The sequence below is a fragment of the Chryseotalea sp. genome (genome assembly GCF_057350905.1).
This window is the reverse complement of record NZ_JBMRCF010000001.1, coordinates 658,922-683,531: the sequence shown is the minus strand read 5'-3', so window position 1 is coordinate 683,531 and position 24,610 is coordinate 658,922. Positions and strand designations below refer to the sequence as shown.

The following is a 24,610-nucleotide window of genomic DNA, read 5'->3' as shown; positions in this document are numbered from 1 at the left end:
GGGAAAATGAGCGAATATTTAAAAGAGTTTCCGCGTGATTTAGAAGATGAGGCAATTTACATTTTAAGAGAAGCAGCTGCTCAATTCGAACGTCCATGCATCCTATTCTCAGGTGGAAAAGATTCCATTACGCTGGTTAGGCTTGCACAAAAGGCTTTCTATCCTGGTAAGGTTCCTTTTCCGCTTGTTCATATTGATACCGGACATAATTTCATCGAAACAATTCAATTCAGAGACTGGCTGGTTAAGGAAGTTGGAATGGAGCTTATCGTTGGTTATGTGCAGGATGATATTGACTCGGGAAACGCTACAGAGGAGACCGGAAAGTTTTCAAGTCGTAATGTATTGCAAACCACCACACTCCTACGAACCATAGAACACCATAAGTTTGATGCCTGTCTGGGCGGTGCAAGACGTGATGAAGAGAAGGCCCGGGCAAAGGAGAGAATCTTTTCTGTTCGAGACGATTTTGGTCAGTGGAATGCAAAAAATCAGCGCCCTGAATTGTTTGACTATTTAAATGGTAAAATTCAACCTGGTGAAAATGTTCGGGTATTTCCGATTTCCAATTGGACCGAACTTGATGTTTGGAACTATATACGCGAAGAGCAATTGGAAATCCCATCCATATACTTTAGTCATCAGCGTGAAGTAATAGAAAGAGATGGTGTTCTATGGCCGTACTCACATTTTATTCACAAAGATGCAGATGAGGTTTTAGAAAACAGGCAAGTGCGCTTTCGCACAGTTGGCGATATGAGCTGTACGGCAGCGCTCCCCTCTTCAGCCTCTTCTATTGATGCCATTATTGAGGAAATCATTGGTACCACAGTATCAGAGCGAGGCACCCGCCTTGATGATAAACGCAGTGAGGCTGCAATGGAATTGAGAAAGGCCAACGGTTATTTCTAAACGCATTAAATTAAACTTTGTACCTGAATTCAGAAAATTGTTTTTATCATGGAAGTATTACGTATAGCAACCGCAGGAAGTGTAGATGACGGAAAGAGTACCTTAATCGGAAGACTTCTTTATGAGACAAACTCAATTACCACTGACAGGCTCGAGGCCATTGAAAAAGCCAGTCAGCGGAAGGGCATAGGATTTCTCGACCTATCGTTATTGACTGATGGACTCATTGCTGAGCGGGAACAAGGAATCACGATTGACGTAGCGCATATTTACTTTAATACACCGAAACGAAAATTTATTATCGCTGATTCTCCTGGCCATGTAGAGTACACCCGTAATATGGTTACAGGAGCATCTAAAGCAGATGTTTCTCTCATTCTAATTGACGCCCGAAATGGTATTGTAGAACAAACACATCGACATTTCTACATTGCGAGTTTACTGCGTACACCTCAAGTAATTGTCTGTGTCAATAAGATGGACCTTGTTGCTTATTCGGAAGACACATTCAATAAGATAAAAGAGGAATTTCTAACCTTGACAAAGCGTTTGTCTGGCACAACGCAATCTGTTCATTTCATTCCTGTTAGTTCACTTCATGGTGATAATTTAACCAATGCTTCAACGCAAATGACTTGGTTTAACGGAAAACCACTTCTTGAGACATTGGAATCAATACCTGTACAAGAATCTGTCAGCTCAAAACCATTCAGGCTCCCAATTCAATACGTGATTAGGCCAAGAAGTAATGAGCATCATGATTTCCGCGGCTATGCAGGTCGCATTGTAAGCGGTGAACTCAGCGAAGGCGACACCGTCATTGCGCTTCCATCGGGCAGGCAATCTACTGTATCCAAAATTTATCAGCACACTACAAGCCTACCAAGTGCAAAAGCACGACAATCGGTAACAGTTACCCTTAAGGATGATATTGATATCAGTCGGGGAGATATGCTGGTAAAGATTCAAGCTCAGCCTGAATTAAAAAATGAATTCACTGCATCGCTTTGCTGGTTAAACAATACGCCATTGTCACCTGGGAAAAATTATTTGCTCCAGCATGGAACGCAGCGATCAAAAGCCAAGGTGCAAAGCATCCACTACGTGCAGGACCCCAGTTCCCTGCTCAGAATTGAATCGGTAGATTCCCTAAAAATGAATGACATGGCCAGCGTAAACATACGCGTTGCCAAGGCTTTGCCTGCAGACCCTTACGAGCAGAATGCACCAAACGGTTCGTTCATACTAATTGATGAACATACCAACAACACAGTTGCTGTAGGTTTTGTCAGGTGAGCCTAGCCTTTGCTGTTCGGTTTTAAAAAAGTGTTTAGCTCTTCTTTTGAGAAACCCAACTTTTCAGCTACAGTTGTAATCAGATCAAGTTCTGCTACGGCAAACTCACCATCCACCATAGCAAAGTCTATCATTTCCTGTAACTGCTTTTCGCGCTCAAACTGGTTTTGTGGAATTAAAAAGGTATATTCATTAGCCCTGTTCAGCATGACATTCATTCTGTCCATGGGTATACCCTTTTCGTAAGCGATTTTTGAGAGTGCAATCCGCTCACTTTCTTCAATTTTTCCGTCTGCTGCGGAAAGTGATACCAGGTTTCTGAAGTGTTCTATTTCTGTAGCCATTTTATTTAAGGGGGGGATTAAATAAAGATGGCCTTCTAAATATCTAGTGCTGCTTGTATCCTTTGAACAGGAGATTTACTCCAAGCTTTTTAAAGTATTCGGAAAGCCATCAGATTAGTTTTTCTTGTAATATTTTAGCGCTTCCGGCATGGCCGCATTTAAGTCACGTATGCGGGTATCATCAGAAGGGTGAGTCGATAACCACTCAGGTGGCTTTTGACCTCCACTACCTGCCGACATACGCTCCCAAAATTTAGGCGCTTCCTGAGGATCATAACCAGCCATCGCCATAAATATCAGGCCGATCCTGTCAGCCTCTGACTCGTGTTTACGTGAAAAACTGAGCATACCCAATTGTGAACCATAACCCACGGCTTGTGCAAATATCTGAGAAGTTAGCCCCGGATTTTGTCCCATGGCTGCCCCTAAGGTGCTCAGTCCAAATTGTTGAACTAACCCGGTGCTCATACGTTCTCTACCGTGGTTGGCAATAGCGTGCGCCACCTCATGTCCCATAACTACGGCAACTCCATTCTCATCTTTACAAATTGGCATAATGGCTGTATAAAAAGCCACCTTACCACCAGGCATACACCAGGCGTTTACCGTTTGTGGATCGTCAATTAAATTAAACTCCCAAACAAAGCCTTCCAACTCTGAACTTGCGCCCTTTTCGGCCATATATTGCTCAACGGCCGTCTGTATTTTCAAGCCAACACGTTTCACCATATCGGATTGCTCCTTGTTAGTTGAAATAGGGCCTTTCTTCAACACTTCATCGTATTGTTGGGCAGCCATTGGAATAATCTCACTATTCGAAACCAGACTTAACTGTGATCGGCCGGTAACCGGTACTGTAGCGCATGCGTAACAGATCATGCCTGCAGTAAAAAGAAATACTACCTTTTTAAACATAGGTTTGTGATTTGTGTAAAAATACAATTCTATTCATTTTTTGTTTAATAGATTTGAACTTTAAGTTTTAGCAACGCACAAGCTATGAGAATATTTGCCATTGGTCGAAATTATGCAGAGCATATTAAAGAATTAAACAATGAAAGGCCAGATGAGCCGGTAATTTTCACTAAACCGGACACAGCCATTTTACGTAATAACGCCCCTTTCTATTATCCAGATTTTTCTAAAGATATTCATTACGAAGTAGAGCTGGTTTTGCGCATTAGCAAGGAAGGAAAAAACATACAGGAGAAGTTTGCCTCTAAATATTTTGATGCCATCGGTATTGGTGTTGACTTCACAGCCAGGGACTTACAGCAAAAAGCCAAAGAAAAGGGTTTGCCATGGGATATCGCAAAAGGCTTCAATGGGTCGGCTCCCATCTCCGACAAATTTATAAACGTGGGTGATTTTAAAAATCTGGCCGACATCAATTTTAGTCTCGATGTGGATGGTATAAACAAACAACAAGGGAACACTAGCCTAATGCTATTCAACTTCGATTACATTATTGCTTATTTATCAAAGTTTTTTACACTGCGAACCGGTGACCTTATTTTTACAGGAACTCCCAAGGGTGTGGGACCTGTTATGGTAGGTAATAAATTAAGTGCAGCAATAGAAGGCGAAACACTGTTAGAATTTGAAGTGAGGTAATGGAAGGGTGCGGCAGCATAAGGGCTGCTTAATTTTTTAAACTTAATGAGGTATTTACTTTTATTTATTCTGGTTTGTGCAGATCAATTCGTGATCGCTCAGGCTGACCGTTATTTATTCCCGATACAACCGGGGCAAACTGCTTCACTGGCAGGTACATTGGGCGAATTGCGTTCCAACCATTTTCATACGGGCATCGATATTCGTACTAACAATCAGATTGGCTATGCTGTAGTGGCTACGCAATCAGGTTATATTTCAAGGGCTGCCATGAGTGCCGGTGGTTATGGCAATGTTTTATATGTGCGCCATCCGGATGGCAATACTTCTGTGTATGCACACCTTGACGCATTTAGTGGTGCTGTTGGTAAGTATGTTTTACAGGAACAATACAGGCGCAAAACATTCGACATTGATTTATACTTCAGGCAAAATCAGTTCCCTGTAAAGAAAGGCGATACCATTGCACTGTCTGGCAACACAGGTTCTTCCAGCGGTCCTCATTTACATTTTGATATCAGAGATAAAAACAACCTTGCATTGGATCCGCTCTCGTTCAATTTCCCTGAAGTGGTTGATAATGCATCTCCTTATACAGAAAAACTTGCGCTTAAAACGCTCACTACACAATCAAGGATTAATGATCGTTTCGGCAGAACCGAATTTTATGTTCAGCGTAATGGCAATGATTTCTTCTTGCCCTACCCTATTCTTGCGTATGGTGATATTGGCATAGAGTTACTGGCAAAAGATAAGCTCGCTGTAGGAAGTCCCTACTTTGGTGGCGTTAACTTTGTGGAGGTGTATGAAAATGATCAATTGGTTTTTAAACAAGCCATTGAAAAACTTGATCTGGCCGAAGGCCGGGCGATCAATGCCTTATTGAGTTTCAGAACACTGCGTGGTAATAACAATAAGTTCTATAAGCTCTATGTTGATGATGGCAATTCCTTGCCCTTCTATTCGGTAGCTGTCAATAAAGGCATCATTAAAGTAGAAAGCGGAGTAGAAAAATCTATTAAGATTATCTACAAAGATATTTTTTCAAACTCCGCCACACTCAACTTTAAACTAAAAGGAAGTCAACCAGACCAGCAGATATTACTTGACAATAGCATAAAAGGAAATTTTAGATATGAAGTACAAGACAATACCCTTAGCCTGACCATCAATGAAGCACTCGCCAAAAATGTAAAGGCCATTGCTTTTACAAAAGGTAGTGTCGACACCATTTCCCTGGCCTATGGTGGTAAGTACTCCTCTACTTACCTGATTGATTTAACCAAAAAACTTCCGGATTCCATTTACCTGGGCAATGAAAAAGTATTCACACATTTTAAAGCCATGGTGCCATCAGGCAGCGCTTACACCTATTATGGAGATTTCGCTGAAATGTTCTTCCCTAAAGGCAGTTTGTACGATACGCTCTTTTTAAAAGCAAGAGAAGGGAGATTAGAAGACAGCACACAATATATTGAAGTGGGCGACCCGCAAGTTCCGTTGCATCGCTTTATCAGCATTGCCTGGAAACACAACATGAGTAAAAGCTGGACAAAGACCTGGGCTGTTTACCGAAGAGCAGGCAGTGAACTCAGCTATGTTGGTGGCAGTGCAAGTAACGATAGAATCAAATTCAATATACGCGAGTTTGGGGTTTATCAATTGGCACAAGACACGATTCCCCCAAGCATTAAACCCATAATCGTTAACAATGCCAACGTGAGTTTCAAAATTAAAGATGATCTTTCAGGAATTGAACGTTATGAAGCAAACATAAATGGAAAGTGGTTGTTAATGCATCTGGATGGCAAGAGCGGCACAATAAAATCCGAGCGACTTAATAAGGAAGAACTTCTTAAAGGGGACCTGGTAATTGTTGTCAGCGACCGTGCCGGAAATATAGCAACGTATAAACAACTCATTCCTTAAGTATGGCATTTTTAAAAGTTGGTAGCAAAGCCCCTGATTTTGGTGTTCCAGACCAGGATGGTAAGATAGTACAGCTCGCAGATTTTAAAGGTAAAAAAGTGGCGCTGTATTTTTACCCAAAAGATGCAACGCCTACATGCACTACAGAGGCCTGCAACCTCAGAGACAATTATAAAGCTTTACAAGGTGCAGGCTATGAGGTACTGGGCGTTAGTACCGACACTTCCAAATCGCACAAGAAGTTTATAGCCAAAGAGAAACTTCCCTTTAGCTTATTGGCCGATACGGAAAGAAAGATGCATGACACCTATGGTACCTGGATAGAGAAATCCATGTACGGAAGAACCTTCATGGGCACAGCCAGGGTAACCTTTATCATTGATGAGAAAGGCATTATACAGGAGGTGATAGAAAAAGTGGAATCAAAAATTCATGCATCCCAGATTTTAGGAGAAGTACAGGCTGCGCCAAAAAAGATTGCGCAAGCAAAAGCCAAGCCTGCTAAAAAAACTGCAAAAAAAGCTGCTAAAAAGACGGTTAAGAAAACTGCTAAAAAGAAATCAAGTAAAAAATAGACTAACAGGCCTGGTTCGAGTCATTCAGCCTGAAAATGCAGTTCAATTCAGATTTGAACTGCATTTTTTTATATGAAATGCTACATTTTTCCTACATCTTCGCGCCAAGAATTTACCATCATGGCCACAACAGACACTAGCTCCCTAAAGAAACTTTCTTCTCAGATCAGACGCGACATCGTACGCATGGTACATGCTTGTCAATCAGGGCATCCGGGAGGGTCTTTGGGTTGTGTGGAGTATTTTGTCGCGCTTTACTTTCACTTTATGAAGCACGACAAAAGCTTTAAAATGGATGCACAGGGCGAAGATCTATTCTTTTTGTCCAATGGCCACATTTCACCGGTTTGGTATTCAACCCTGGCCAGAGCAGGTTACTTCGATGCCAAAGAATTATCCACATTCCGTTTTTTAAATACAAGATTACAAGGCCACCCTGCTACCCATGAGCACCTACCCGGTATTCGCATAGCCTCTGGTTCTTTAGGACAAGGTCTTTCAGTAGCCATTGGTGCTGCACAAACCAAGAAGCTTAACAAAGACGATCGTTTTGTTTATGTGTTGATGGGCGATGGCGAGCAACAGGAGGGCCAGGTATGGGAAGCAGCTATGTATGCGGCTCACAATAAAGTGGATAACTTAATTGCTACTATCGATTACAATGGTCAGCAGATTGATGGCGCTGTTAAGGACGTACTTAACCTGCTTGATTTAAAAGCAAAGTGGGAAGCCTTCGGCTGGATTGTGAATGAATTCAATGGCAATGTGATGGAGGAAGTGCTGGCAGGCATTGAGAAAGCACAATCCATGGCAAAACATGGTAAACCAGTACTTAATTTAATGCGCACTGAAATGGGCTTTGGTGTAGACTACATGATGGGCTCACACAAATGGCATGGTGTTGCACCTAATGATGAGGAGCTGAAGAAGGCACTTGCTCAGTTAGAAGAGACTGTGGGAGATTACTAGAAGCGTTATTAGTTGATCGAAGGTTCAGTACCACCGAACTCAACTAAGAAAAAATTGCAAGTAGACAATTATATAACTATCTGACTTTAAGGTAGAATAGTCAATAACATGGTATGATCTCGACTATTTGACTTTAGGAAATTTACCTTCAATTAATACGAGCGATTAAAAACGAACAACCAACAACGACCAACGATCGACCACTAAACCGACTCCTTCATCTGGAAAGTATAAATAGTTGGGTCTAGTCGTAAAGTGCCTTCATTAAAATCCCTTATAAAAATTTCGATGGTTTCTTCTGTTACTTCTTCTACATGAAGACCAATATCCAGAGCAATACCAAAATCAACATTAAAGTCTTTGTCAACGTGCTCTTTTACTTTTACGGCACCATCCTCCTCCAGTTCCATAATCACCTCCGCCATAAACAATCCAATTTCCTCTTCTAGATCATCTAGCGGTTCAAGGTTGCCATTTTCATCTTCTTCGTAGTCAATCTTCTTATACTCAGGAAACTGTTGTGCGGCACGGTGTTCCGCTATTTCAAACAATTCACCCTCATGCTGCATGCGTAATGTGTACAATACAGCATCATAGATCACCTCTTTACCATCGTGCTTGCCAATAAAAAAGAAGTGAGCATACTCCTCAGTGCGATCATCATCGTCATCATATAAAAAAGTTTTGCCCAAAGCTTTCATCTCGGCTTTGTATTGATTGATTTCCTCCGTTGAATAACCCTGATTATCTTTTAATGACATATCTTCTGAATCGTTAAATAATGTAATACAATGCTGGCTCAAATCAAAACAAAATGAATCTCAAATTTCAATTTTTTACTTCCTCCTTAAACCATTCAGCATACATGGGATAATTGCGAGCCGTTCTGGCAATCACTTCCTTCATCTCCTCTCCTACATCCTTTATGCGTTTGGCGGGTATGCCCGCATAAATACTCCCTGGTTCCACCATAGTTTTGGGTAACACTATAGCCCCGGCTGCAATGACAGATCCTGCACCAATCACAGCATCATCCATGATAATGGCCCCCATACCCACCAATACATTGTCTTCAATGGTACAACCATGCGCAATAGCCTTATGCGCAATGGAAACATTGCTGCCAATCACCGTTTTTGCTTTCTGATAAGTACAGTGGATTACGGCACCATCCTGAATGTTGGTATTATCTCCTATGCTAATCGAGTGAACATCTCCCCTTACAACAGCATTAAACCAGACCGTACAATTGTCACCCATGGTTACTTCCCCCACAATAACAGCTCCGTCTGCAAAAAAACAGTTCTTACCAAATTTGGGCGTAAAGCCCCGCACTGATTTTATAATAGCCATAAGAAATTCAGAAATTCAAGATTAGCGATAAGAAGGCATTAGCCCAATTTTAGATTTAAAATTTTGAATCCGATTCTGCCAATCTGTCATAAATAATGCAATAAAAGGCTTATTTTTGCGTCTAAGAAAGGGTTAAGACATGGAGAATTTAGTTACAGACCTTGATATTCTAGATAAAAACAGTGAAGAAGCTTGCGAAACCGTAAAAACAACACCTGAGCAAAATACAGGTAAGGGGCGTAAGTTGTATATAGAAAGCTACGGTTGCCAGATGAATTTCTCAGATAGTGAGATCGTTGCCTCCATTTTAAACAAAGAGGGTTTCGATACTACCTCTGAAATTGAAAAGGCCGATCTGATATTTTTGAATACCTGCTCTATTCGTGAAAAGGCAGAGCAAACTGTAAGGCATCGCCTGATGCACATCAATGGCTTCAAGAAACACAAGCCTGAGTTATTGGTTGGTGTACTAGGTTGCATGGCTGAGCGCCTCAAATCAAAATTTCTGGAGGAAGAGAAGATCGTAGACCTTGTAGCGGGTCCTGATGCTTATCGTGATTTACCCAAGCTTATTGGTCAGGTAGATGAAGGGCAAAAAGCCATTAACACCTTCTTGTCGCGTGATGAAACTTATGCAGACATAAGTCCAGTTCGATTAAATTCTAATGGTGTTACAGCCTTTGTATCGATCATGCGGGGCTGCGACAATATGTGTACTTTTTGTGTGGTGCCTTTTACCAGAGGCAGAGAGCGCAGCAGAGATCCGCAATCTATTGTAGCCGAGGCACAAGACCTGTTCGACAAAGGTTTTAAAGAAGTTACTCTTTTAGGGCAGAATGTTGACTCTTACAAATGGAGCCCTGAAGAAAACAACAAGATGTGGCTGGAGAAGAAAGGGATCAGCAACACGGTTACATTTGCCATGCTATTAGAGATGGTGGCACAGATTAGTCCGGCTTTGCGTGTTCGTTTTTCCACCTCACATCCAAAAGATATTACAGACGATGTACTGCACACCATAGCCAAATACGAGAACATCTGTAAGTACATACACCTACCCATTCAGAGTGGTAGTAGTAGAATTTTAGAGATGATGAACCGCGGTTATACACGCGAGTGGTATTTAGGCAAGATTCAGCGCATTAAGGAAATACTGGGTGATGATTGCGGCATTTCATCAGACATGATTATAGGCTTCTGCAGTGAGACTGAAGAAGAACATCAGGAAACACTTTCCTTGATGGATCTTGTACAGTTTGATTTTGCTTATATGTTTTATTATTCAGAACGTCCGGGTACGCTGGCCGAGAAGAAGTATAAAGATGACATTGATCTGCCCACAAAAACCAGAAGACTGGACGAAGTCATCAAAAAGCAGCGGGCCCACTCGCTTAAAAGCAATTTGAAAGATGTGGGCAAGGTATATACAGTGCTGATTGAAGGTTTTTCGAAACGGTCAACCAATGATTTACAAGGTCGTACCACCACCAATAAAGTAATCGTATTCCCGAAAGGAAACCATCAGAAGGGGGAATATGTTGATGTCTATGTGAGAGAGTGTACGGGCGGCACCTTGCTTGGTGAAGTCGTTAATAAAACTGTTAACCATTAACAGGTAGATTAAAAAAATGACCATTACAGATTCAGAAATAGTAAGTGTTAAACAACGTTTCAGCATTATTGGTAATTCAACATTACTAAACAATGCTGTGCGGGTAGCCATGCAGGTGGCACCTACCGATATGTCTGTGTTAATTACAGGTGAAAGCGGTAGCGGTAAAGAATCGTTTTCAAAAATTATCCATCACCTTAGTGCGCGCAAGCATGGTCAATTCATTGCCATTAACTGTGGTTCAATACCAGAAGGCACAATAGACTCAGAATTATTTGGCCATGAAAAGGGCTCATTTACCGGTGCGCACGAAGCGCGTAAGGGATATTTTGAGGTAACCAACGGAGGAACCATTTTCCTGGATGAGATTGGGGAAATGCCCTTAGGAACGCAAGCGCGTTTGTTACGTGTATTGGAGAACGGAGAGTTCATTAAAGTAGGTTCTTCTAAAGTATTGAAAACAGATGTGCGTGTGGTAGCTGCTACCAACGTAAACCTTATGCGCAAAGTGGAAGAAGGTAAATTCCGCGAAGACCTTTATTACCGCTTAAGCACGGTGCCTATTTATGTACCCCCCTTGCGCGAACGTGGCAGCGATACCGAATTGCTTTTCAGAAAATTTGCAGGTGACTTTGCAGAAAAGTACAAAGTAAAACCGATCACCTTAACAGCTGACGCAAAAGAGGTTTTATTAAAATATCGTTTTCCTGGAAACATACGTCAATTAAAAAACCTGGTTGAGCAAATCAGTGTGCTTTCAACTGACGACAAGGATATTAATGCAGAAAAGTTATTGCAATACATTCCAAGGGAAAGCAGTCTCCCAGCAATTTATAAGGATGGTGTCGACAAAGAGAATTTCTCTGAACGGGATATCCTCTATAAAGTGCTCTTCGATATGAAGAAGGATGTGCTGGACCTGAAAAAATTAGTACTCGATTTATACAACAATCAGGGAAAGGCAGGGCAAATCATTAAAGAGCACTCGCATCTATTCGATGGTCTCGAAGAAAATACTGCATCGGTAGTGGCAGGTAACGAGCCCTTGGTATTGAATTATCCGGTGAATGGTAATGTAAATACCAATACACAAGATGATGCTGACGAAGAAATTCACGACATCAGTCATGAGACTGAAGAAGACAATCTATCCATTGAAAAGAAAGAAAAAGAGTTGATCATGCGTGCTTTACGCAAGAACAACAACAGACGCAAATATGCGGCACGCGATTTGGGTATATCGGAACGAACTTTGTATAGAAAAATAAAACAATACGAACTTGAAGAGTAATTCAAATCATTGGCGCATGTTTAGTTCATTTTTTAAGAATCCAGTAACCCTGGTAATAACACTTCTGTTAAGTTTAACCACTACAGCTTGTGGTGTTTACTCTTTTTCAGGGGTTAATATTACGGCTAAGAATATATCCATCAGCGAGTTTTACAACAACACAGATCTGGGCCCGGCCAACATAGGCCAGACATTCACAAACAAATTAAAAGATTACATGCTCCAGAACACCAGCCTGGCTTTTGTACCTGACAACGGGGAATTGCAAATGGAGGGGGTGATTACCGACTTTCGTATTGCTGATGTGGCGCCTACCGCTGCGGCTAATCCTAATGAAAGAGATGCAGCTGCCTTGAGTCGTCTAACCATCACAGTAAAAGTTACTTACGTCAATAATACCGATGATACTATGTCTTTTCGCGATAAAACATTTTCATTTTATGAAAACGTTGACAACGACATCTCCCCTGATGCCATCAGCGAAGCGGTTATTAATAAGATACTTGACCAGATAATTCTGGATATCTTTACGGCTTCCGTTGCCAATTGGTAAAAATTGCCCTATTTTAGACCTCTGATCCGAAACCTGCGGAATGACTAAAACCGAATTTAAAGAACTACTTCATCGCTATACCAAAAGCACTCAAAAGGAAGCTGAGCAAGTTCTTTTACTCGAGAAAGAATATCCGTACAGCCAGCTTTTACACGCATTGGCTGCCCGCTTAACTAAAGATCATGATCTGGCCAGTCAAAAAGAAGAACTGCAAATGGCTGCTGTGTATAGTGCCGACAGGCACGTACTTAAGCTGATCATGTCAGGTGAAATCAGTGCCCATCATGAATCCCCTGTTTCCGTTGGTAAAACCTCAGTTAGTAACCTGGAGTACCACGACTACGCAGAGGAAGTTGTGCATGACCTTGAAATTCTCCACGAACTAAAACATAATTTTGAAGTTTTATACGATGAGCAAGCCAAGCGTAATGACGCTTCCAATAAGGCTGCCGCCAAGAAGCTGAGCATTGCTGATCGCAAACCCAAAGCAGCAGTAAAACCCGCTAAAAAGGTTAAAGCTAAGGCAGTTAAGTCCGCAAAGGCTACGGCTAAAAAAGTAAAGGCTATCAAAAAGACTAAAGCCAGCCCCAAGAAGTTAGCCAAGACTTCGCGTACGGTCAGTGCTAAAAAAAAGTCCAAACCAAGCCTCGAAAAAAAAAGCTTAGTGTCAAAAAGCGCAACACTAAACGATGACCTGCTGTTCGAAATAGAAAGTAGCAAAAGAAGGCTAAAGCCCGAAAGCAATAAGCAAAAAGAGCAGATTCAGCTCATAGACCAATTCATTAAAGCTCAGCCAAGTATTAGCAGTATGCGCGACCGGGCAGCCTCGGCTCCTGCGGGCGATCTCACACCCTTCAAGCAAGGGGAGTTTGGCGACCAGATTATCTCAGAAACTTTGGTGGACATATTGAAAAGGCAGGGCAAGAAAGAAAAAGCCATCGAAGTCCTTAAAAAGCTAATTTGGAAATTTCCACAAAAAAAGGCTTACTTTGCGGCTCAAATTGAAGAACTTAAGCAATAGTCATGTACACACTCATTATCGGTTTTATCATTTTTCTCGCTTTTTTACTCGTAGTCGTAGTTTTAGCGCAAAATTCTAAAGGCGGTGGACTTACCAGCCAGTTTGGTGGTTCAGGTGCCAGCAATATGTTTGGTGTAAAAAAGACAGGCGATTTCTTAGAAAAAGCGACTTGGGCATTAATAGCCTTAATCATGGTTTTGGCTTTATCCACCAATTTCACAACACCAGGTGTAAGAAGCTCTAATGAAATACTTGATGCAGCCGGTGAACAAGCGCCTGCACAACAGCCCCTTCCTAGCTCAACTGAAGTACCTGTTGAATCTGCTCCTGCTGATTCAGCTCAATAATATTAAACGATAAAAAATGAAAAGCCCCGCAAGGGGCTTTTTTATTGATTCTACAGCATGGAAACCTACAGTATCCAATCAGGTCAAATCAAATTATCCTTCATCAGGCTTGGTGGCCGTATTACATCCTTAACTTGTGCAGATCGTCAGGGTAAGAGGGAAAATGTAGTACTCAGTCCCCTTGACGTGACACAAGGCAATCCTTATTATGGTGCTATTATCGGAAGAGTTTCAAATCGTATTCGTCAGGGCAATTTTAGCTTGAACAGCAAATCTTATAAGCTCGATATCAACAACAGTCCAAACCATTTGCATGGCGGTCCTAAAGGTTTTCATAATCAGTTGTGGGAAATCAAATCTCTAAAATCAGATCAGGTTGTGCTTGTTTACACAAGTAAAGATGGTGAAGAGAACTATCCAGGTAATGTAAAAACAGAAGTAAGCTATACTGTGCTTGATCTCGATTTGATTATTGAACTGAGGGCAACAACAGATCAGGCTACCCCTATTAATTTAACGCACCATTGCTTCTTCAATCTGGCGGGCGAAGGTGCGGGCGATATTCTTGACCATGTAATGGAAATCCATGCAGATAACTTCACTCCCCTGGATCAACACCAGATTCCTACAGGAGAAATTAAATCAGTATCGGGGAGTCCTTTTGATTTCAGAAAAGCCAAACGCATTGGCGAAGATATCAATGCAGATCATGAGCAAATACGGTACGGCCAGGGCTACGATCACAACTTCGTTATAAGAAATAACGGAGATGTTCTGAGTAAAGCAGCGAGGGTTGAAGAAGTCGTGAGTGGCAGAACACTTGAAGTCTTTAGCAACGCCCCCTGTATGCAATTTTATACGGGTAACTTTATGAATGGTGCTGAAACAGGTGAAAGTGGAAAAAAATATGAAAGACGTACGGCTTTCTGTCTGGAACCTCAGCATTTTCCAGATGCTGTTAACCAGCCTGCTTTTCCCTCTGTCATTTTAGAACCAGGTCAGGTCTATGATCAGAAAATCATCTATCGCTTTGGCCTTGTCTGATTTGTTTTAGTTGGAATACCTGATCAGCTTAAACACTAAATCCGTATTTTTGGACAATTGCTGTTATGACACAATCCCTTATCCTAAAAAATCTCTGGTACTTCGCTATGCACGGCTCTTTCCTGAAAGCAGGTAAGTTAACCCCAAAAGAAATAGCCGGTGAACGCATTGCCTTTGGTAGAAATGAAAAAGGAGAACCCTTTGCCTTGCGCGATAATTGTCCGCATAGAGGGGTGCCACTTTCTGAAGGCTGGTATAAAGATAACCGCATACAATGCTGTTACCATGGTTGGGAATTTGATTGTTCCGGTAATTGCTTAAACATACCGGCATTGGCCGATAAAGAATTTGATACGAAGAAGATTAAAGTATTCGAGTATCCTTGTAAAGAGATTAACGGTACTATTTGGGTTTACATACCACAAAACAAATTACAATTACAAGGCGCTGAAACAAGTGTACCTGATTTGTTAATCCCACAAGACAAGCAATTTATGTTTGTCGAAAAAGTAACGATGCCTACCGATATTGATCACGCGGTGATTGGTTTAATTGATCCTGCCCACGTTACTTTTGTGCATCAATCCTGGTACTGGCGCTCCGCTAAAAAACTTAAGCTCAAGACGAAGGACTTTGCACCTTCTGAAAAGGGTTTTAAAATGGTCAGGCACAAGCCTTCTTCTAACTCGAAGGGCTATAGCGTTTTGGGAGAAAGCTCCACTGAAATTGACTTTCAACTGCCCGGTAATCGCTTTGAACATATTAAGGTGGGTAAACACGAAATTGTTTCCATCACCTGCCTTACACCGATTAACGAGAACGCGACAGAACTCAATCATATTTTCTTCACCACCATCCCCATTGTAAAATACATCTGGTGGCCGCTTCGCTATTTGGGCAAACAATTTATCCATCAGGATTTGGGTGTATTCAATAAACTGAAAAGAGGCCTGGAAACAAAACCTACACTCATGCTATTGGGAGAACCCGATATGCAGGCACGTTGGTACCACGAATTAAAAAGGCAGTGGGATTTATCGCAGCAGAATAAAACGGAATTTGTAAACCCCGTTAAGGCACAAACACTTCATTGGATAACTTGAGAAGAGATCTATTAGTCCTTCTTAGATTTTTATGAAGATTGAGTTGGGAACATTGAAGGTTTATTGTCATATCTAACAACGAATAACCTCCAACCATCAACGATTTGAATTTTCAATCAAAGTGTAACCATCTGCTAATTCTCTATATATGCAGCAATAGATATTCGTTGCACAGGATTAACTGGATCATTGCTATAAATAGTGATGAACTTCTGTTGTGTGGCTTTACGCTGCTCTCCATTAAACTGAATAGTTAATACTTCTGATTTACCAGGTGCTATACTCATCTTGTTTATTGTGGCGACAACACACTGGCAATTGCTTTGAATTGATCTGATCATCAGTTCCTTCTTACCGTTGTTAGTGAAGATGACTTGCTTTTCTACAGTGGTATTTGTTTTAAATCTGCCAAAGTCAACTATTTCCTGAGGCAAGGTTAATCGCGGTGCTTTGCTCAGCTCTTCCTTCGATAATTCCGGAAAATATTCTTCCATTGTTGCATATACAGAGAAAGATTTACGAGGTGTATCTTTATCGTTTGTAAGAAACTCAACATTATCGCTCTGAAAACCGTAGGCGTTCTTTTTAGCTGCATTATAACCAATGCGTATTGTGCCTTTCTCTCCCGGTTTCAATGTTGTAAAGGAAAGTTCGGCTTTCATATGCGCTGGAACAATCGGCTCGCCTGTAATAACAATAGGAGCATCTCCACCATTGACCACTTCAAAGTCCTTCCAGGTATACTCGTCAATTAGAAAAACCTTACCCATATTAAAGCCTGTGCTGATGAGCTTCCAATTACCTTTTGCCTCCCTAAAAGCGCTATAGTAATTTTCCAACACTACGTTTCCTTTAATGGTAAGCACGAAGGCTTCACCCCCACCATCGGTTGTGATGGTCAGTGTTTTATTAAAATGTCCGGGGCGAGATTTGGGATCATACTTAGCGGCCACAAAACCTTTTGCACCTGGTGCTACTAAATCTTTTGTCCAATCAGGTGTAGTGCAACCGCAAGAGGGTTTGACAGTCAGTATTTTTACAGGTCTATTACTTGTGTTTTCGAACTGGAAATTATGCGTAACAGGGCCCTTCGCTTCTTCTATCAGACCAAAATCAAAAACCACTTCTTCGAAAGTCAAAAGGTCTTTTCGCTGAGCAAATAAAGTCAGATCGAGCAATAAGAACACACAAACCAGTAAAACACTTTTGTTCATTATATAGTTTTATCAATACAGTGGTAAATAACGCTGTTTTAATCGAAAAATTACAGTCTAACCTAACCCATTTTCCGCATAAGAGCCTTTATATTTGCAGCTTATGGCAAGAATTTTAACAGGTATACAAAGCAGTGGCCGTCCTCATTTGGGCAATTTATTGGGTGCAATTATTCCGGCAATTAAATTATCCCAGCAGCGTGGCAATGAATCCTTTTTCTTCATTGCTGATTTGCACTCGTTAACCACCATTAAAGATGCCCAAACACGCATCAACAATGTAAATGCTGTAGCTGCAGCCTGGTTAGCCTTCGGCTTTGATACTGAAAAGAACCTGTTGTACAGACAATCACGCATTGGTGAAGTGTGTGAACTAACCTGGTACTTAAACTGCATGACGCCCTTCCCTATGCTGGCGAATGCGCATTCTTTTAAAGATAAATCAGAAAAGCTATCAGATGTAAATGCAGGTTTGTTTACCTACCCTGTGTTAATGACGGCCGACATTATACTTTACAATGCCAACGTAGTGCCTGTTGGTAAAGACCAGAAGCAACATCTGGAGATGGCACGCGACCTGGCCTCTGCTTTCAACAATCAATATGGCGAAACCTTTGTGGTACCCGAAGCAAAAATTGAAGAAAGTGTTATGACGATTCCGGGTACCGATGGCCAAAAGATGAGTAAATCTTATGGCAACATCATCGACATATTTTTACCTGAAAAAGAATTGCGCAAACAAGTGATGTCGATTATAACCGATAGCACGCCCATGGAAACTCCTAAGAATCCGGATACGGATAATGTGTTTGCCATTTACAGTCTGGTGGCTACTGCCGAGCAAACAGCCGCTTTGCGTGCCAAGTATCTGGCAGGCAATTTTGGATATGGCCATGCCAAGCAAGAATTATTTGAACTGCTATTAAACAACTACGCTAAAGAAAGGGAAGCCTTCAATTTCTACATGAGCAATTTGCCAGCGCTCAATGAGAAACTAGCGCAAGGTGAAGCTAAAGCCCGTGTCATTGCGCAAGAAGTATTGGCAAGAGTAAGACAAAAACTTGGTTTTGCCTAAACTTTATTTATTGAATAGCTCCTTATAGATTGTTTCATCAAAACCCAGTGTCAACACTTTTCCATCGGCTTCTATTACCGGGCGCTTAATCATGCTGGTAGCCTCTTTCATGACAGCAATGGCTGCCTTCTCATTTGTTACTTTTTGTTGTTCCGCTTCAGGCAGATTTCTCCAGGTAGTCCCCTTCTTATTTACTAGAGGCTCCCACCCTACTTGCTTCACCCAATTTTTTAACTTGCTTTCTGTAATGCCTTCTTTTTTATAATCATGAAAAGTATAAGATATTTTCTTCTTGTCTAACCAGCTTAAGGTTTTCTTAATGGTATCACAACTCTTGATACCGTAAACGATCAATTCCATATTTGAATAAGGTTGTCTGCTTACAAACTATGTAAAAAAGTATAAGCCTTCTTTAATTTTTGAATAAGGGCTGTCGATTCTGAAAAATCAAGCGTCTGTTGTCCATCACTGGCTGCTTTCTCTGGTTGCTGGTGTGTTTCGTAAATAATGCCATCAGCACCTGCCATTAGTGCTGCCAGAGCTACTGGCTCTACAAATTCACGTATACCTATACCGTGAGAAGGGTCTGCCACAACAGGCAAATGACTTTTCTCTTTTAGAATAGGGATAGCGTTAATATCCATCGTATTGCGACTTGCCTTTTCATACGTTCGTATACCGCGTTCACACAAAATCAGTTTTTCATTGCCTGCAGAGAAAACATATTCTGCTGAATATAAAAGTTCTTCTATCGTTCCGGATATACCTCTTTTAATCATCACCGGTTTATCTACCCTACCTAACTCATCTAACAAATTAAAGTTTTGGGTATTTCTTGCTCCGACTTGGAATACATCTACATAATCATACATCTCTGCAATCTGGCTGACCTGCATGACTTCGGTAATGATTTTTATCCCGGCAGCTTTAGCTTGTTTATGCCATAGTTTTAATCCTTCAACTCCCATACCTCGAAAAGCATACGGTGAGCTTCTTGGTTTAAATACCCCACCACGCATGATCCGCACTTCATTATCTTTTAAATGTTGCAAAGTAAGTGCTACCTGTTCTTCGCTTTCAATTGAACACGGCCCTGCCATGATAGAAAGATTGCCTTCGCCAATCACCACGTCATCACCCAAATCTAATTGCGATCTACCCACTTTCCATTTACGTGACACGAGTTTGTAGTCATCCGACACGCGGTGTATATCTTTAATGCCTGGCATGTAGCCGAGTGTACGCAAGTCAAATTCCTTTTTACCGATACCGACAAGGTAATGGCCTGATTGTGTTTTTACTTCCGTTGACTTATATCCCAAAGAAGTGACAGACTGGTTGATGTTACTTTTTTCTTCAGCCGTGACGGAAGGTGTGAATTGTATAATCATAAAACTAATTTCCCTTTTTTAAACGCGTAACGAAAAGGTGTATGTCCTTTTCAAGATCAGTTGACTTCTCCAGCATTGATATGAAAGCACTGCCTACAATAGCGCCTGCGCCATATTCGCATGCCTTAGTAAAAGTCTGGTGGTCGTGAATACCAAAACCAATCAAATGGGGGTTTTGCATTTTCAGATTTGAAAGCCTTTCGAAATAAGCAAGTTGTTCTGGTTGAAAATCTCCCTTGGCTCCGGTAGTGCTGGATGCAGAAACCGCATATACAAATCCGGTTGAAGCCGCATCAATTTTATAAATGCGTTCTTCTGATGTGGTTGGTGAAATCAAAAATGACATACACAAATCTTCCGCCTCTATCTTAGCCTGGTAATGCATCTGAAATTCTGCTAAAGGCAGATCTGGTAATATCAAGCCATCAGCACCAGCCACTTTTGCATCTTCAATAAAACGTTCAACACCATATTGCATCACCGGGTTTAGATAACCCATCAATACGATTGGCAACTTCACTTGTTTTCGTATTTCTTTTACTTGTTCCAATAATAGTGGTAGAGTCATGCCTCCATCCAAAGCAACTTTGTTACTGGCCTGAATGGTTGGGCCATCCGCCACCGGATCTGAAAAAGGAATTCCAATTTCAATAATATCTGCACCTGCTGCTTCCAGGTGTTTAGCAATGGCAACTGTATCGCTTGTAGTTGGAAAACCTGCCGTATAAAAAATGGAAAGTATGTTTTTACTTTTTTTCTTAAAAAGTGTTCGTAATCTGTTCTCCATGTCGGTTAGTATTTTCCCCATTTAATGTAGGTGTCCAAATCTTTATCTCCTCTGCCAGATAAATTGATGACGACAACATCATCTTTATCAAACTTAATTTTATCCAAAGCTGCCAGGGCATGGGCAGTTTCTATAGCGGGAATAATTCCTTCTAGACGACTTAGCTCAATGCCTGCCAGCATGGCTTCTTCATCGGTAATGCTCATAAATTGCGCACGTCCTGTTTCAAATAAGTGGGCATGCATGGGGCCAATGCCCGGATAATCCAACCCCGCTGAAATTGAGTAAGGCTCCACAACTTGGCCATCGGTGGTTTGCATTAATAAAGTCTTGCTACCATGCAAAACGCCCGGTTTACCCAATACAGTAGTTGCTGCTGATTCGCCAGAGTCAACTCCCTTTCCCGCAGCCTCTGCTCCGATGAGTATTACATGCTCTTGATCGATGAAGTGATAAAATGCACCGGCTGCATTACTGCCTCCTCCAACGCAGGCAATCACATAGTCTGGATAAGGATTACCAATTTCTCTTATGAGTTGTGTTTTGATTTCCTGGCTAATGACAGACTGAAACCTCGCCACCATATCAGGATAAGGATGTGGCCCAACGACTGAACCGATAATGTAATGTGTATCAGTTGGATTATTAATCCAGTGGCGCATGGCTTCATTAGTGGCATCTTTTAAAGTCATACTGCCACTCAAGGCTGGCACTACCTTGGCACCCAAGATACGCATACGCTCTACGTTGGGTTTTTGCCTTTCCATGTCGTGTTTCCCCATGTACACAATGCAATCCATGCCCATTAAAGCACAAACCGTAGCGGTAGCTACCCCATGTTGACCTGCACCAGTCTCTGCAATAATTTTATTTTTACCTAAGGCTTTCGCTACTAGAATCTGACCGATGGTGTTATTCACCTTGTGTGCACCTGTATGGCACAAGTCTTCACGCTTCAGATAAATGCTTGCCTGATGTTTTGCAGACAAACGTTTTGCTAAAAACAAAGGTGTCGGTCTGCCCACAAAGTTCCTGAGCAGCTCATTAAACTCCTCCTGAAAAGAAGGCTGCGCTATGATATCAAGGTAACGCTCCCGTAATTCTTCAACATTTGGATACAACATTTCGGGAATGTAAGCACCTCCGAAATTACCATAGTAGCCTTCATCTGTTACTGCATACTTCATCGCCAATCAGTTTAGTTCTTGTATAATTTCTTTAATCTTTTCAATGTTCTTTACGCCAGCACTTAGCTCTACCCCACTATTAATGTCTATACCCACAAATTGTGGATGTTTGAATACTGTTACCTCGCTCATGTGCTCCTGTTTGATACCACCACTCAACAAAAAGGGAGTTTTTCCTTTGTATTGCTGCAGTAGATCCCAATTAAAGCGAATGGCGTTTCCACCATAATGCTGCCCCTTGGTATCAAAAAGAAAATACTCAACGTAGGGTGTATACGAAAGTGTGTCTTCAAAATCAAAATGCTCGTCAACCCTGAATGCCTTCATCACTTTAATGTGCTTTTCGAAAAGTGCTTTCACAAAATCATGTGTTTCATCGCCATGCAATTGAACAAAATCCAATCGATGTTGATTTACCATTCTTACCACTTCATCAATACTTTCATTCACAAAAACGCCTACTCGCTTCACTTCAGTATTTAACAATGCAGGCATGGTGAAGTTATGCCCCACAAAGCGAGGCGACTTTTCATAGAAGATGAAACCCATCATGTCTGGTTTCAAACCTGCTACTGCCTGACAGTTCTGTGCCTCACGCATCCCACAAACTTTGATTAACAATGACATATCAGAGTTGTGCTATAAATTCTTTGGCAGCCAACTCTGGTCGGCTGTTTTTCATAAATGATTCACCAATTAAAAAGCCTTTGTAACCAAAAGTTTTTAATTCCTTAATCAAAGCCGGATTATCAATGCCACTCTCCGATACAGCTACCACTTCTTTAGGCATGAGCTCACTTAATCGTTTAGAAGTATTGATGTCCACTTCAAATGTTTTGAGGTTGCGGTTATTGACACCCACTAATGTTATACCTGCCTCCATGTTGGCTTGGAGTTCTGCCTCATCGTGCACTTCGAGTAATACTTCCATACCCAGTGATATAGCCAATGCAGCCAAGTCTTTCACCTGCTGCGGTGTAAGAATGGCGGCTATCAATAAAATGACATCTGCGCCAATGGATTTAGCCTCTATGATCTGGTATTCATCAATGATAAAATCTTTGCGGAGTATCGGGCAAAAGTTAAACTTACGAGCTACTTTCAAATCGTCAGCACTACCACCAAAGAAATCCTTATCCGTTAAAATCGACAAAGCAGAAGCACCTGCCTGCATGTACCCAATAGAAGTTCGTTCGATGGAAACATAGGGATTGATGTCGCCTTTAGAAGGTGACTTGCGTTTAATCTCAGCAATGATGCCTGATTTATCGGATCGTAATAAATATTTCTTGAGGGAAACGGTTGGCGAAGGAAAGTATAAACTACTCTCCAATAACTTAACCGGATAAAGCGATTTTCTTTCCTCTACCTCTTTCTGTTTCACTACTACAATCTTATCTAAAATATTCATATCAAAACTTATGGCTGTAAACTGATTAATTTTTTAAAAGTGTTCATGGCGCGTCCGGACATCAATGCTTCTTTTGCTTCTCCTATACACTGCTCCAAACTTTTGGATCGGTTGGCTGCATACAGGGCTAAGCCTGCATTAGCTAATACCACTTGGTTTTGTGCTTGTGTGCCTTCGCCAGATAAAATCCTGGTAAAAATCTGCGCGGCTGCTGCTACTGAATCTCCTCCCCCGATATCCTCTAGTTTTACGCGATGAAATCCTAAATCTTCTGGTTCAAATTGGTGTTCACCTTCATTATTGTAAAACTTAAAGGCTCCGGTCAAAGAAACTTCATCATAACCATCCAGTGCATGTACAATCAGGAAGTCCTTTTGTGTTTGCTGATAGATGTAAGCATATTGTCTGGCCAACTCAAGATTAAAAACACCCACCAATTGTCTGCTTGGAAAAGCTGGATTAATCATCGGGCCCAGCATATTGAAGAAGGTTTTTACACCCAGCTCTTTGCGTATAGGGGCTACGTTTTTTAATGCCGGGTGAAATAAAGGCGCGTGCATAAAGCAAATATTGGCTTCTGCCACACTACGTTTCAATAGATTAATGTCATTGGAGAATTTGAACCCGAAATACTCTAAAATATTGGATGAACCACTTACGGATGAAACGCCATAGTTACCATGCTTAGCAACGGGTTGTCCTGCAGCTGCTACAATAAAACTGGATAAAGTGGAAATGTTAAAAGTATTCTTTCCATCTCCGCCTGTTCCACACACATCCATCACCGGTTCTTCGAAGTGAACGGGTATACATAACTCAAGCATGGCATCGCGAAAACCCTCCAGTTCTGCCACCGTAATGCTGCGCATCATGTACACGGTAATAAAAGAAGCCACCTGACTTGGATTGTACTGACCAGACGCCATGTCAATGAGCACTTGTCTGGCGCTGGCCTTATCGAGTGATTGGTGATCGATTAATTCGTTAATTACTTTTTTCATAGCTGGGAATTAATGGGCTAACCAATTTTCAATCATGCGGGGACCTTCGGGAGTCATGATAGACTCCGGATGAAATTGTACTCCGCGCACATCGTATTGTGTGTGATACAAAGCCATGATCAAGCCATCTGGATTAACAGCACTTACCTTCATGGAGGCAGGAATGGTTTCAGGTTTTACAGCCCAGGAATGGTAATGCGTAGATTGAAAGGTATCTGCAAAATCCTTAAATAGATAATCGCTTTTGTCGGTGATGGTAGAAACAGAAGTTACACCATGCAATACTTTAGGGATGTTGAATAAGGAAGCGCCAAACACTTCTGCAATTCCCTGATGCCCCAGGCAAACACCTAAAATACTTTTGGTGCTGGCATAGGTCTTGATCACTTCTTTCATAATGCCGGCTTCGTCTGGAATGCCCGGACCGGGTGAAAGTAAAATCTTGTCAAAGTTTTTAACCTCCTCCACCTTAATGGCATCATTCCTAACAATGACTGGCGCATGACCTAAGGCACGAAGGATGTGCACCAAATTGTAGGTGAAGGAGTCGTAATTATCAAGTACTAATATCTTCATATGAT

Annotated in this window: 26 protein-coding genes and 1 pseudogene; 14 read left to right on the top strand and 13 right to left on the bottom strand. The window is 41.5% G+C overall.

The window, feature by feature from the left end; all coding sequences use genetic code 11:
• Window positions 1-6: 6 nt before the first annotated feature.
• Window positions 7-912, top strand: coding sequence for a sulfate adenylyltransferase subunit CysD (gene cysD / locus ACO1XM_RS03095; protein ID WP_486225704.1), 906 nt, complete (start codon window positions 7-9; stop codon window positions 910-912).
• A gap of 48 nt (window positions 913-960) precedes the next feature.
• Complete coding sequence (locus ACO1XM_RS03090; RefSeq protein ID WP_486225701.1) at window positions 961-2,208, top strand: sulfate adenylyltransferase subunit 1; 1,248 nt, start codon at window positions 961-963, stop codon at window positions 2,206-2,208.
• 2 nt (window positions 2,209-2,210) lie between these two features.
• Here the strand turns inward: ACO1XM_RS03090 and ACO1XM_RS03085 are convergent, their stop codons facing one another.
• Together ACO1XM_RS03085 and ACO1XM_RS03080 are read right to left on the bottom strand one after the other, a co-directional pair.
• The gene (locus ACO1XM_RS03085; protein WP_486225699.1) at window positions 2,211-2,552 is read right to left on the bottom strand and encodes a TerB family tellurite resistance protein; all 342 of its coding nucleotides are present in this window, start codon (window positions 2,550-2,552) and stop codon (window positions 2,211-2,213) included.
• A 114-nt stretch (window positions 2,553-2,666) separates the two neighbouring features.
• Window positions 2,667-3,467, bottom strand: coding sequence for a M48 family metallopeptidase (locus ACO1XM_RS03080; RefSeq protein ID WP_486225697.1), 801 nt, complete (start codon window positions 3,465-3,467; stop codon window positions 2,667-2,669).
• Window positions 3,468-3,551: 84 nt separating this feature from the next.
• Here ACO1XM_RS03080 and ACO1XM_RS03075 point away from each other — a divergent pair, with 84 nt between their 5' ends.
• From ACO1XM_RS03075 to ACO1XM_RS03060, 4 genes and pseudogenes are all read left to right on the top strand, one after another.
• Complete coding sequence (locus ACO1XM_RS03075; protein ID WP_486225694.1) at window positions 3,552-4,166, top strand: fumarylacetoacetate hydrolase family protein; 615 nt, start codon at window positions 3,552-3,554, stop codon at window positions 4,164-4,166.
• Window positions 4,167-4,211: 45 nt separating this feature from the next.
• Complete coding sequence (locus ACO1XM_RS03070) at window positions 4,212-6,095, top strand: M23 family metallopeptidase (protein WP_486225691.1); 1,884 nt, start codon at window positions 4,212-4,214, stop codon at window positions 6,093-6,095.
• 2 nt (window positions 6,096-6,097) lie between these two features.
• A pseudogene (gene bcp, locus ACO1XM_RS03065) lies at window positions 6,098-6,544 on the top strand (thioredoxin-dependent thiol peroxidase); the annotation flags it as partial.
• 246 nt (window positions 6,545-6,790) lie between these two features.
• Complete coding sequence (locus ACO1XM_RS03060; protein WP_486225688.1) at window positions 6,791-7,639, top strand: transketolase; 849 nt, start codon at window positions 6,791-6,793, stop codon at window positions 7,637-7,639.
• Window positions 7,640-7,842: 203 nt separating this feature from the next.
• On the opposite strand, the gene ACO1XM_RS03055 is transcribed toward ACO1XM_RS03060, so the two are convergent.
• Entirely contained in the window at window positions 7,843-8,400 is a 558-nt protein-coding gene (locus ACO1XM_RS03055) for a hypothetical protein (protein WP_486225686.1), read from the bottom strand.
• Window positions 8,401-8,467: 67 nt separating this feature from the next.
• Window positions 8,468-8,992, bottom strand: a complete 525-nt coding sequence (locus tag ACO1XM_RS03050; protein WP_486225683.1) for a gamma carbonic anhydrase family protein — start codon at window positions 8,990-8,992, stop codon at window positions 8,468-8,470.
• A 139-nt stretch (window positions 8,993-9,131) separates the two neighbouring features.
• Here ACO1XM_RS03050 and miaB point away from each other — a divergent pair, with 139 nt between their 5' ends.
• From miaB to ACO1XM_RS03015, 7 genes are all read left to right on the top strand, one after another.
• Window positions 9,132-10,604 carry a tRNA (N6-isopentenyl adenosine(37)-C2)-methylthiotransferase MiaB gene (gene miaB, locus ACO1XM_RS03045; RefSeq protein ID WP_486225681.1) on the top strand — a complete coding sequence of 491 codons (1,473 nt, stop codon included), beginning with the start codon at window positions 9,132-9,134 and terminating at the stop codon, window positions 10,602-10,604.
• Between the two features lie 16 nt (window positions 10,605-10,620).
• The gene (locus ACO1XM_RS03040) at window positions 10,621-11,895 is read left to right on the top strand and encodes a sigma-54 interaction domain-containing protein (RefSeq protein WP_486225678.1); all 1,275 of its coding nucleotides are present in this window, start codon (window positions 10,621-10,623) and stop codon (window positions 11,893-11,895) included.
• 16 nt (window positions 11,896-11,911) lie between these two features.
• Window positions 11,912-12,448: an LPS assembly lipoprotein LptE gene (gene lptE / locus ACO1XM_RS03035; protein WP_486225676.1), complete on the top strand. Its 537-nt coding sequence runs from the start codon at window positions 11,912-11,914 to the stop codon at window positions 12,446-12,448.
• A gap of 40 nt (window positions 12,449-12,488) precedes the next feature.
• The gene (locus tag ACO1XM_RS03030; RefSeq protein ID WP_486225674.1) at window positions 12,489-13,469 is read left to right on the top strand and encodes a hypothetical protein; all 981 of its coding nucleotides are present in this window, start codon (window positions 12,489-12,491) and stop codon (window positions 13,467-13,469) included.
• 2 nt (window positions 13,470-13,471) lie between these two features.
• Window positions 13,472-13,816 (top strand): preprotein translocase subunit SecG, encoded by a 345-nt coding sequence (gene secG / locus ACO1XM_RS03025; RefSeq protein WP_486225671.1) that lies wholly within the window; start codon window positions 13,472-13,474, stop codon window positions 13,814-13,816.
• 57 nt (window positions 13,817-13,873) lie between these two features.
• Window positions 13,874-14,860, top strand: a complete 987-nt coding sequence (locus ACO1XM_RS03020) for an aldose epimerase family protein (protein WP_486225669.1) — start codon at window positions 13,874-13,876, stop codon at window positions 14,858-14,860.
• A gap of 65 nt (window positions 14,861-14,925) precedes the next feature.
• Window positions 14,926-15,963, top strand: coding sequence for a Rieske 2Fe-2S domain-containing protein (locus ACO1XM_RS03015; protein ID WP_486225666.1), 1,038 nt, complete (start codon window positions 14,926-14,928; stop codon window positions 15,961-15,963).
• Window positions 15,964-16,097: 134 nt separating this feature from the next.
• Here ACO1XM_RS03015 and ACO1XM_RS03010 read toward each other — a convergent pair whose 3' ends face one another.
• Window positions 16,098-17,177: a DUF1573 domain-containing protein gene (locus ACO1XM_RS03010; protein ID WP_486225664.1), complete on the bottom strand. Its 1,080-nt coding sequence runs from the start codon at window positions 17,175-17,177 to the stop codon at window positions 16,098-16,100.
• 103 nt (window positions 17,178-17,280) lie between these two features.
• Here ACO1XM_RS03010 and trpS point away from each other — a divergent pair, with 103 nt between their 5' ends.
• Window positions 17,281-18,252, top strand: a complete 972-nt coding sequence (gene trpS, locus ACO1XM_RS03005; RefSeq protein WP_486225661.1) for a tryptophan--tRNA ligase — start codon at window positions 17,281-17,283, stop codon at window positions 18,250-18,252.
• A 3-nt stretch (window positions 18,253-18,255) separates the two neighbouring features.
• On the opposite strand, the gene ACO1XM_RS03000 is transcribed toward trpS, so the two are convergent.
• From ACO1XM_RS03000 to ACO1XM_RS02965, 8 genes are read right to left on the bottom strand one after another with little or no spacing between them, the layout of a single operon-like run.
• Entirely contained in the window at window positions 18,256-18,612 is a 357-nt protein-coding gene (locus ACO1XM_RS03000) for an ArsC family reductase (protein ID WP_486225659.1), read from the bottom strand.
• Between the two features lie 20 nt (window positions 18,613-18,632).
• Window positions 18,633-19,643, bottom strand: a complete 1,011-nt coding sequence (locus ACO1XM_RS02995) for a bifunctional 3-deoxy-7-phosphoheptulonate synthase/chorismate mutase (RefSeq protein WP_486225657.1) — start codon at window positions 19,641-19,643, stop codon at window positions 18,633-18,635.
• Window positions 19,644-19,647: 4 nt separating this feature from the next.
• Entirely contained in the window at window positions 19,648-20,430 is a 783-nt protein-coding gene (gene trpA / locus ACO1XM_RS02990; protein ID WP_486225655.1) for a tryptophan synthase subunit alpha, read from the bottom strand.
• A gap of 5 nt (window positions 20,431-20,435) precedes the next feature.
• Window positions 20,436-21,617 carry a tryptophan synthase subunit beta gene (trpB, locus tag ACO1XM_RS02985; protein ID WP_486225652.1) on the bottom strand — a complete coding sequence of 394 codons (1,182 nt, stop codon included), beginning with the start codon at window positions 21,615-21,617 and terminating at the stop codon, window positions 20,436-20,438.
• Between the two features lie 6 nt (window positions 21,618-21,623).
• Complete coding sequence (locus ACO1XM_RS02980; RefSeq protein ID WP_486225650.1) at window positions 21,624-22,244, bottom strand: phosphoribosylanthranilate isomerase; 621 nt, start codon at window positions 22,242-22,244, stop codon at window positions 21,624-21,626.
• Window position 22,245: 1 nt separating this feature from the next.
• Window positions 22,246-23,028, bottom strand: a complete 783-nt coding sequence (trpC, locus tag ACO1XM_RS02975; protein WP_486225648.1) for an indole-3-glycerol phosphate synthase TrpC — start codon at window positions 23,026-23,028, stop codon at window positions 22,246-22,248.
• A gap of 8 nt (window positions 23,029-23,036) precedes the next feature.
• A complete protein-coding gene (trpD, locus tag ACO1XM_RS02970; RefSeq protein ID WP_486225646.1) occupies window positions 23,037-24,029 on the bottom strand; it encodes an anthranilate phosphoribosyltransferase in 993 nt (330 codons plus the stop codon).
• Window positions 24,030-24,038: 9 nt separating this feature from the next.
• Window positions 24,039-24,605, bottom strand: coding sequence for an anthranilate synthase component II (locus tag ACO1XM_RS02965; protein WP_486225644.1), 567 nt, complete (start codon window positions 24,603-24,605; stop codon window positions 24,039-24,041).
• Window positions 24,606-24,610: the final 5 nt, after the last annotated feature.

Excerpts from the sequence above, each read along its gene's own strand:
- cysD (WP_486225704.1), top strand. The coding sequence starts at position 7 with ATGAGCGAATATTTAAAAGAGTTTCCGCGTGATTTAGAAGATGAGGCA.
- ACO1XM_RS03090 (WP_486225701.1), top strand. The coding sequence starts at position 961 with ATGGAAGTATTACGTATAGCAACCGCAGGAAGTGTAGATGACGGAAAG.
- ACO1XM_RS03085 (WP_486225699.1), bottom strand. The coding sequence starts at position 2,552 with ATGGCTACAGAAATAGAACACTTCAGAAACCTGGTATCACTTTCCGCA.
- ACO1XM_RS03080 (WP_486225697.1), bottom strand. The coding sequence starts at position 3,467 with ATGTTTAAAAAGGTAGTATTTCTTTTTACTGCAGGCATGATCTGTTAC.
- ACO1XM_RS03075 (WP_486225694.1), top strand. The coding sequence starts at position 3,552 with ATGAGAATATTTGCCATTGGTCGAAATTATGCAGAGCATATTAAAGAA.
- ACO1XM_RS03070 (WP_486225691.1), top strand. The coding sequence starts at position 4,212 with ATGAGGTATTTACTTTTATTTATTCTGGTTTGTGCAGATCAATTCGTG.
- ACO1XM_RS03060 (WP_486225688.1), top strand. The coding sequence starts at position 6,791 with ATGGCCACAACAGACACTAGCTCCCTAAAGAAACTTTCTTCTCAGATC.
- ACO1XM_RS03055 (WP_486225686.1), bottom strand. The coding sequence starts at position 8,400 with ATGTCATTAAAAGATAATCAGGGTTATTCAACGGAGGAAATCAATCAA.
- ACO1XM_RS03050 (WP_486225683.1), bottom strand. The coding sequence starts at position 8,992 with ATGGCTATTATAAAATCAGTGCGGGGCTTTACGCCCAAATTTGGTAAG.
- miaB (WP_486225681.1), top strand. The coding sequence starts at position 9,132 with ATGGAGAATTTAGTTACAGACCTTGATATTCTAGATAAAAACAGTGAA.
- ACO1XM_RS03040 (WP_486225678.1), top strand. The coding sequence starts at position 10,621 with ATGACCATTACAGATTCAGAAATAGTAAGTGTTAAACAACGTTTCAGC.
- lptE (WP_486225676.1), top strand. The coding sequence starts at position 11,912 with ATGTTTAGTTCATTTTTTAAGAATCCAGTAACCCTGGTAATAACACTT.
- ACO1XM_RS03030 (WP_486225674.1), top strand. The coding sequence starts at position 12,489 with ATGACTAAAACCGAATTTAAAGAACTACTTCATCGCTATACCAAAAGC.
- secG (WP_486225671.1), top strand. The coding sequence starts at position 13,472 with ATGTACACACTCATTATCGGTTTTATCATTTTTCTCGCTTTTTTACTC.
- ACO1XM_RS03020 (WP_486225669.1), top strand. The coding sequence starts at position 13,874 with ATGGAAACCTACAGTATCCAATCAGGTCAAATCAAATTATCCTTCATC.
- ACO1XM_RS03015 (WP_486225666.1), top strand. The coding sequence starts at position 14,926 with ATGACACAATCCCTTATCCTAAAAAATCTCTGGTACTTCGCTATGCAC.
- ACO1XM_RS03010 (WP_486225664.1), bottom strand. The coding sequence starts at position 17,177 with ATGAACAAAAGTGTTTTACTGGTTTGTGTGTTCTTATTGCTCGATCTG.
- trpS (WP_486225661.1), top strand. The coding sequence starts at position 17,281 with ATGGCAAGAATTTTAACAGGTATACAAAGCAGTGGCCGTCCTCATTTG.
- ACO1XM_RS03000 (WP_486225659.1), bottom strand. The coding sequence starts at position 18,612 with ATGGAATTGATCGTTTACGGTATCAAGAGTTGTGATACCATTAAGAAA.
- ACO1XM_RS02995 (WP_486225657.1), bottom strand. The coding sequence starts at position 19,643 with ATGATTATACAATTCACACCTTCCGTCACGGCTGAAGAAAAAAGTAAC.
- trpA (WP_486225655.1), bottom strand. The coding sequence starts at position 20,430 with ATGGAGAACAGATTACGAACACTTTTTAAGAAAAAAAGTAAAAACATA.
- trpB (WP_486225652.1), bottom strand. The coding sequence starts at position 21,617 with ATGAAGTATGCAGTAACAGATGAAGGCTACTATGGTAATTTCGGAGGT.
- ACO1XM_RS02980 (WP_486225650.1), bottom strand. The coding sequence starts at position 22,244 with ATGTCATTGTTAATCAAAGTTTGTGGGATGCGTGAGGCACAGAACTGT.
- trpC (WP_486225648.1), bottom strand. The coding sequence starts at position 23,028 with ATGAATATTTTAGATAAGATTGTAGTAGTGAAACAGAAAGAGGTAGAG.
- trpD (WP_486225646.1), bottom strand. The coding sequence starts at position 24,029 with ATGAAAAAAGTAATTAACGAATTAATCGATCACCAATCACTCGATAAG.
- ACO1XM_RS02965 (WP_486225644.1), bottom strand. The coding sequence starts at position 24,605 with ATGAAGATATTAGTACTTGATAATTACGACTCCTTCACCTACAATTTG.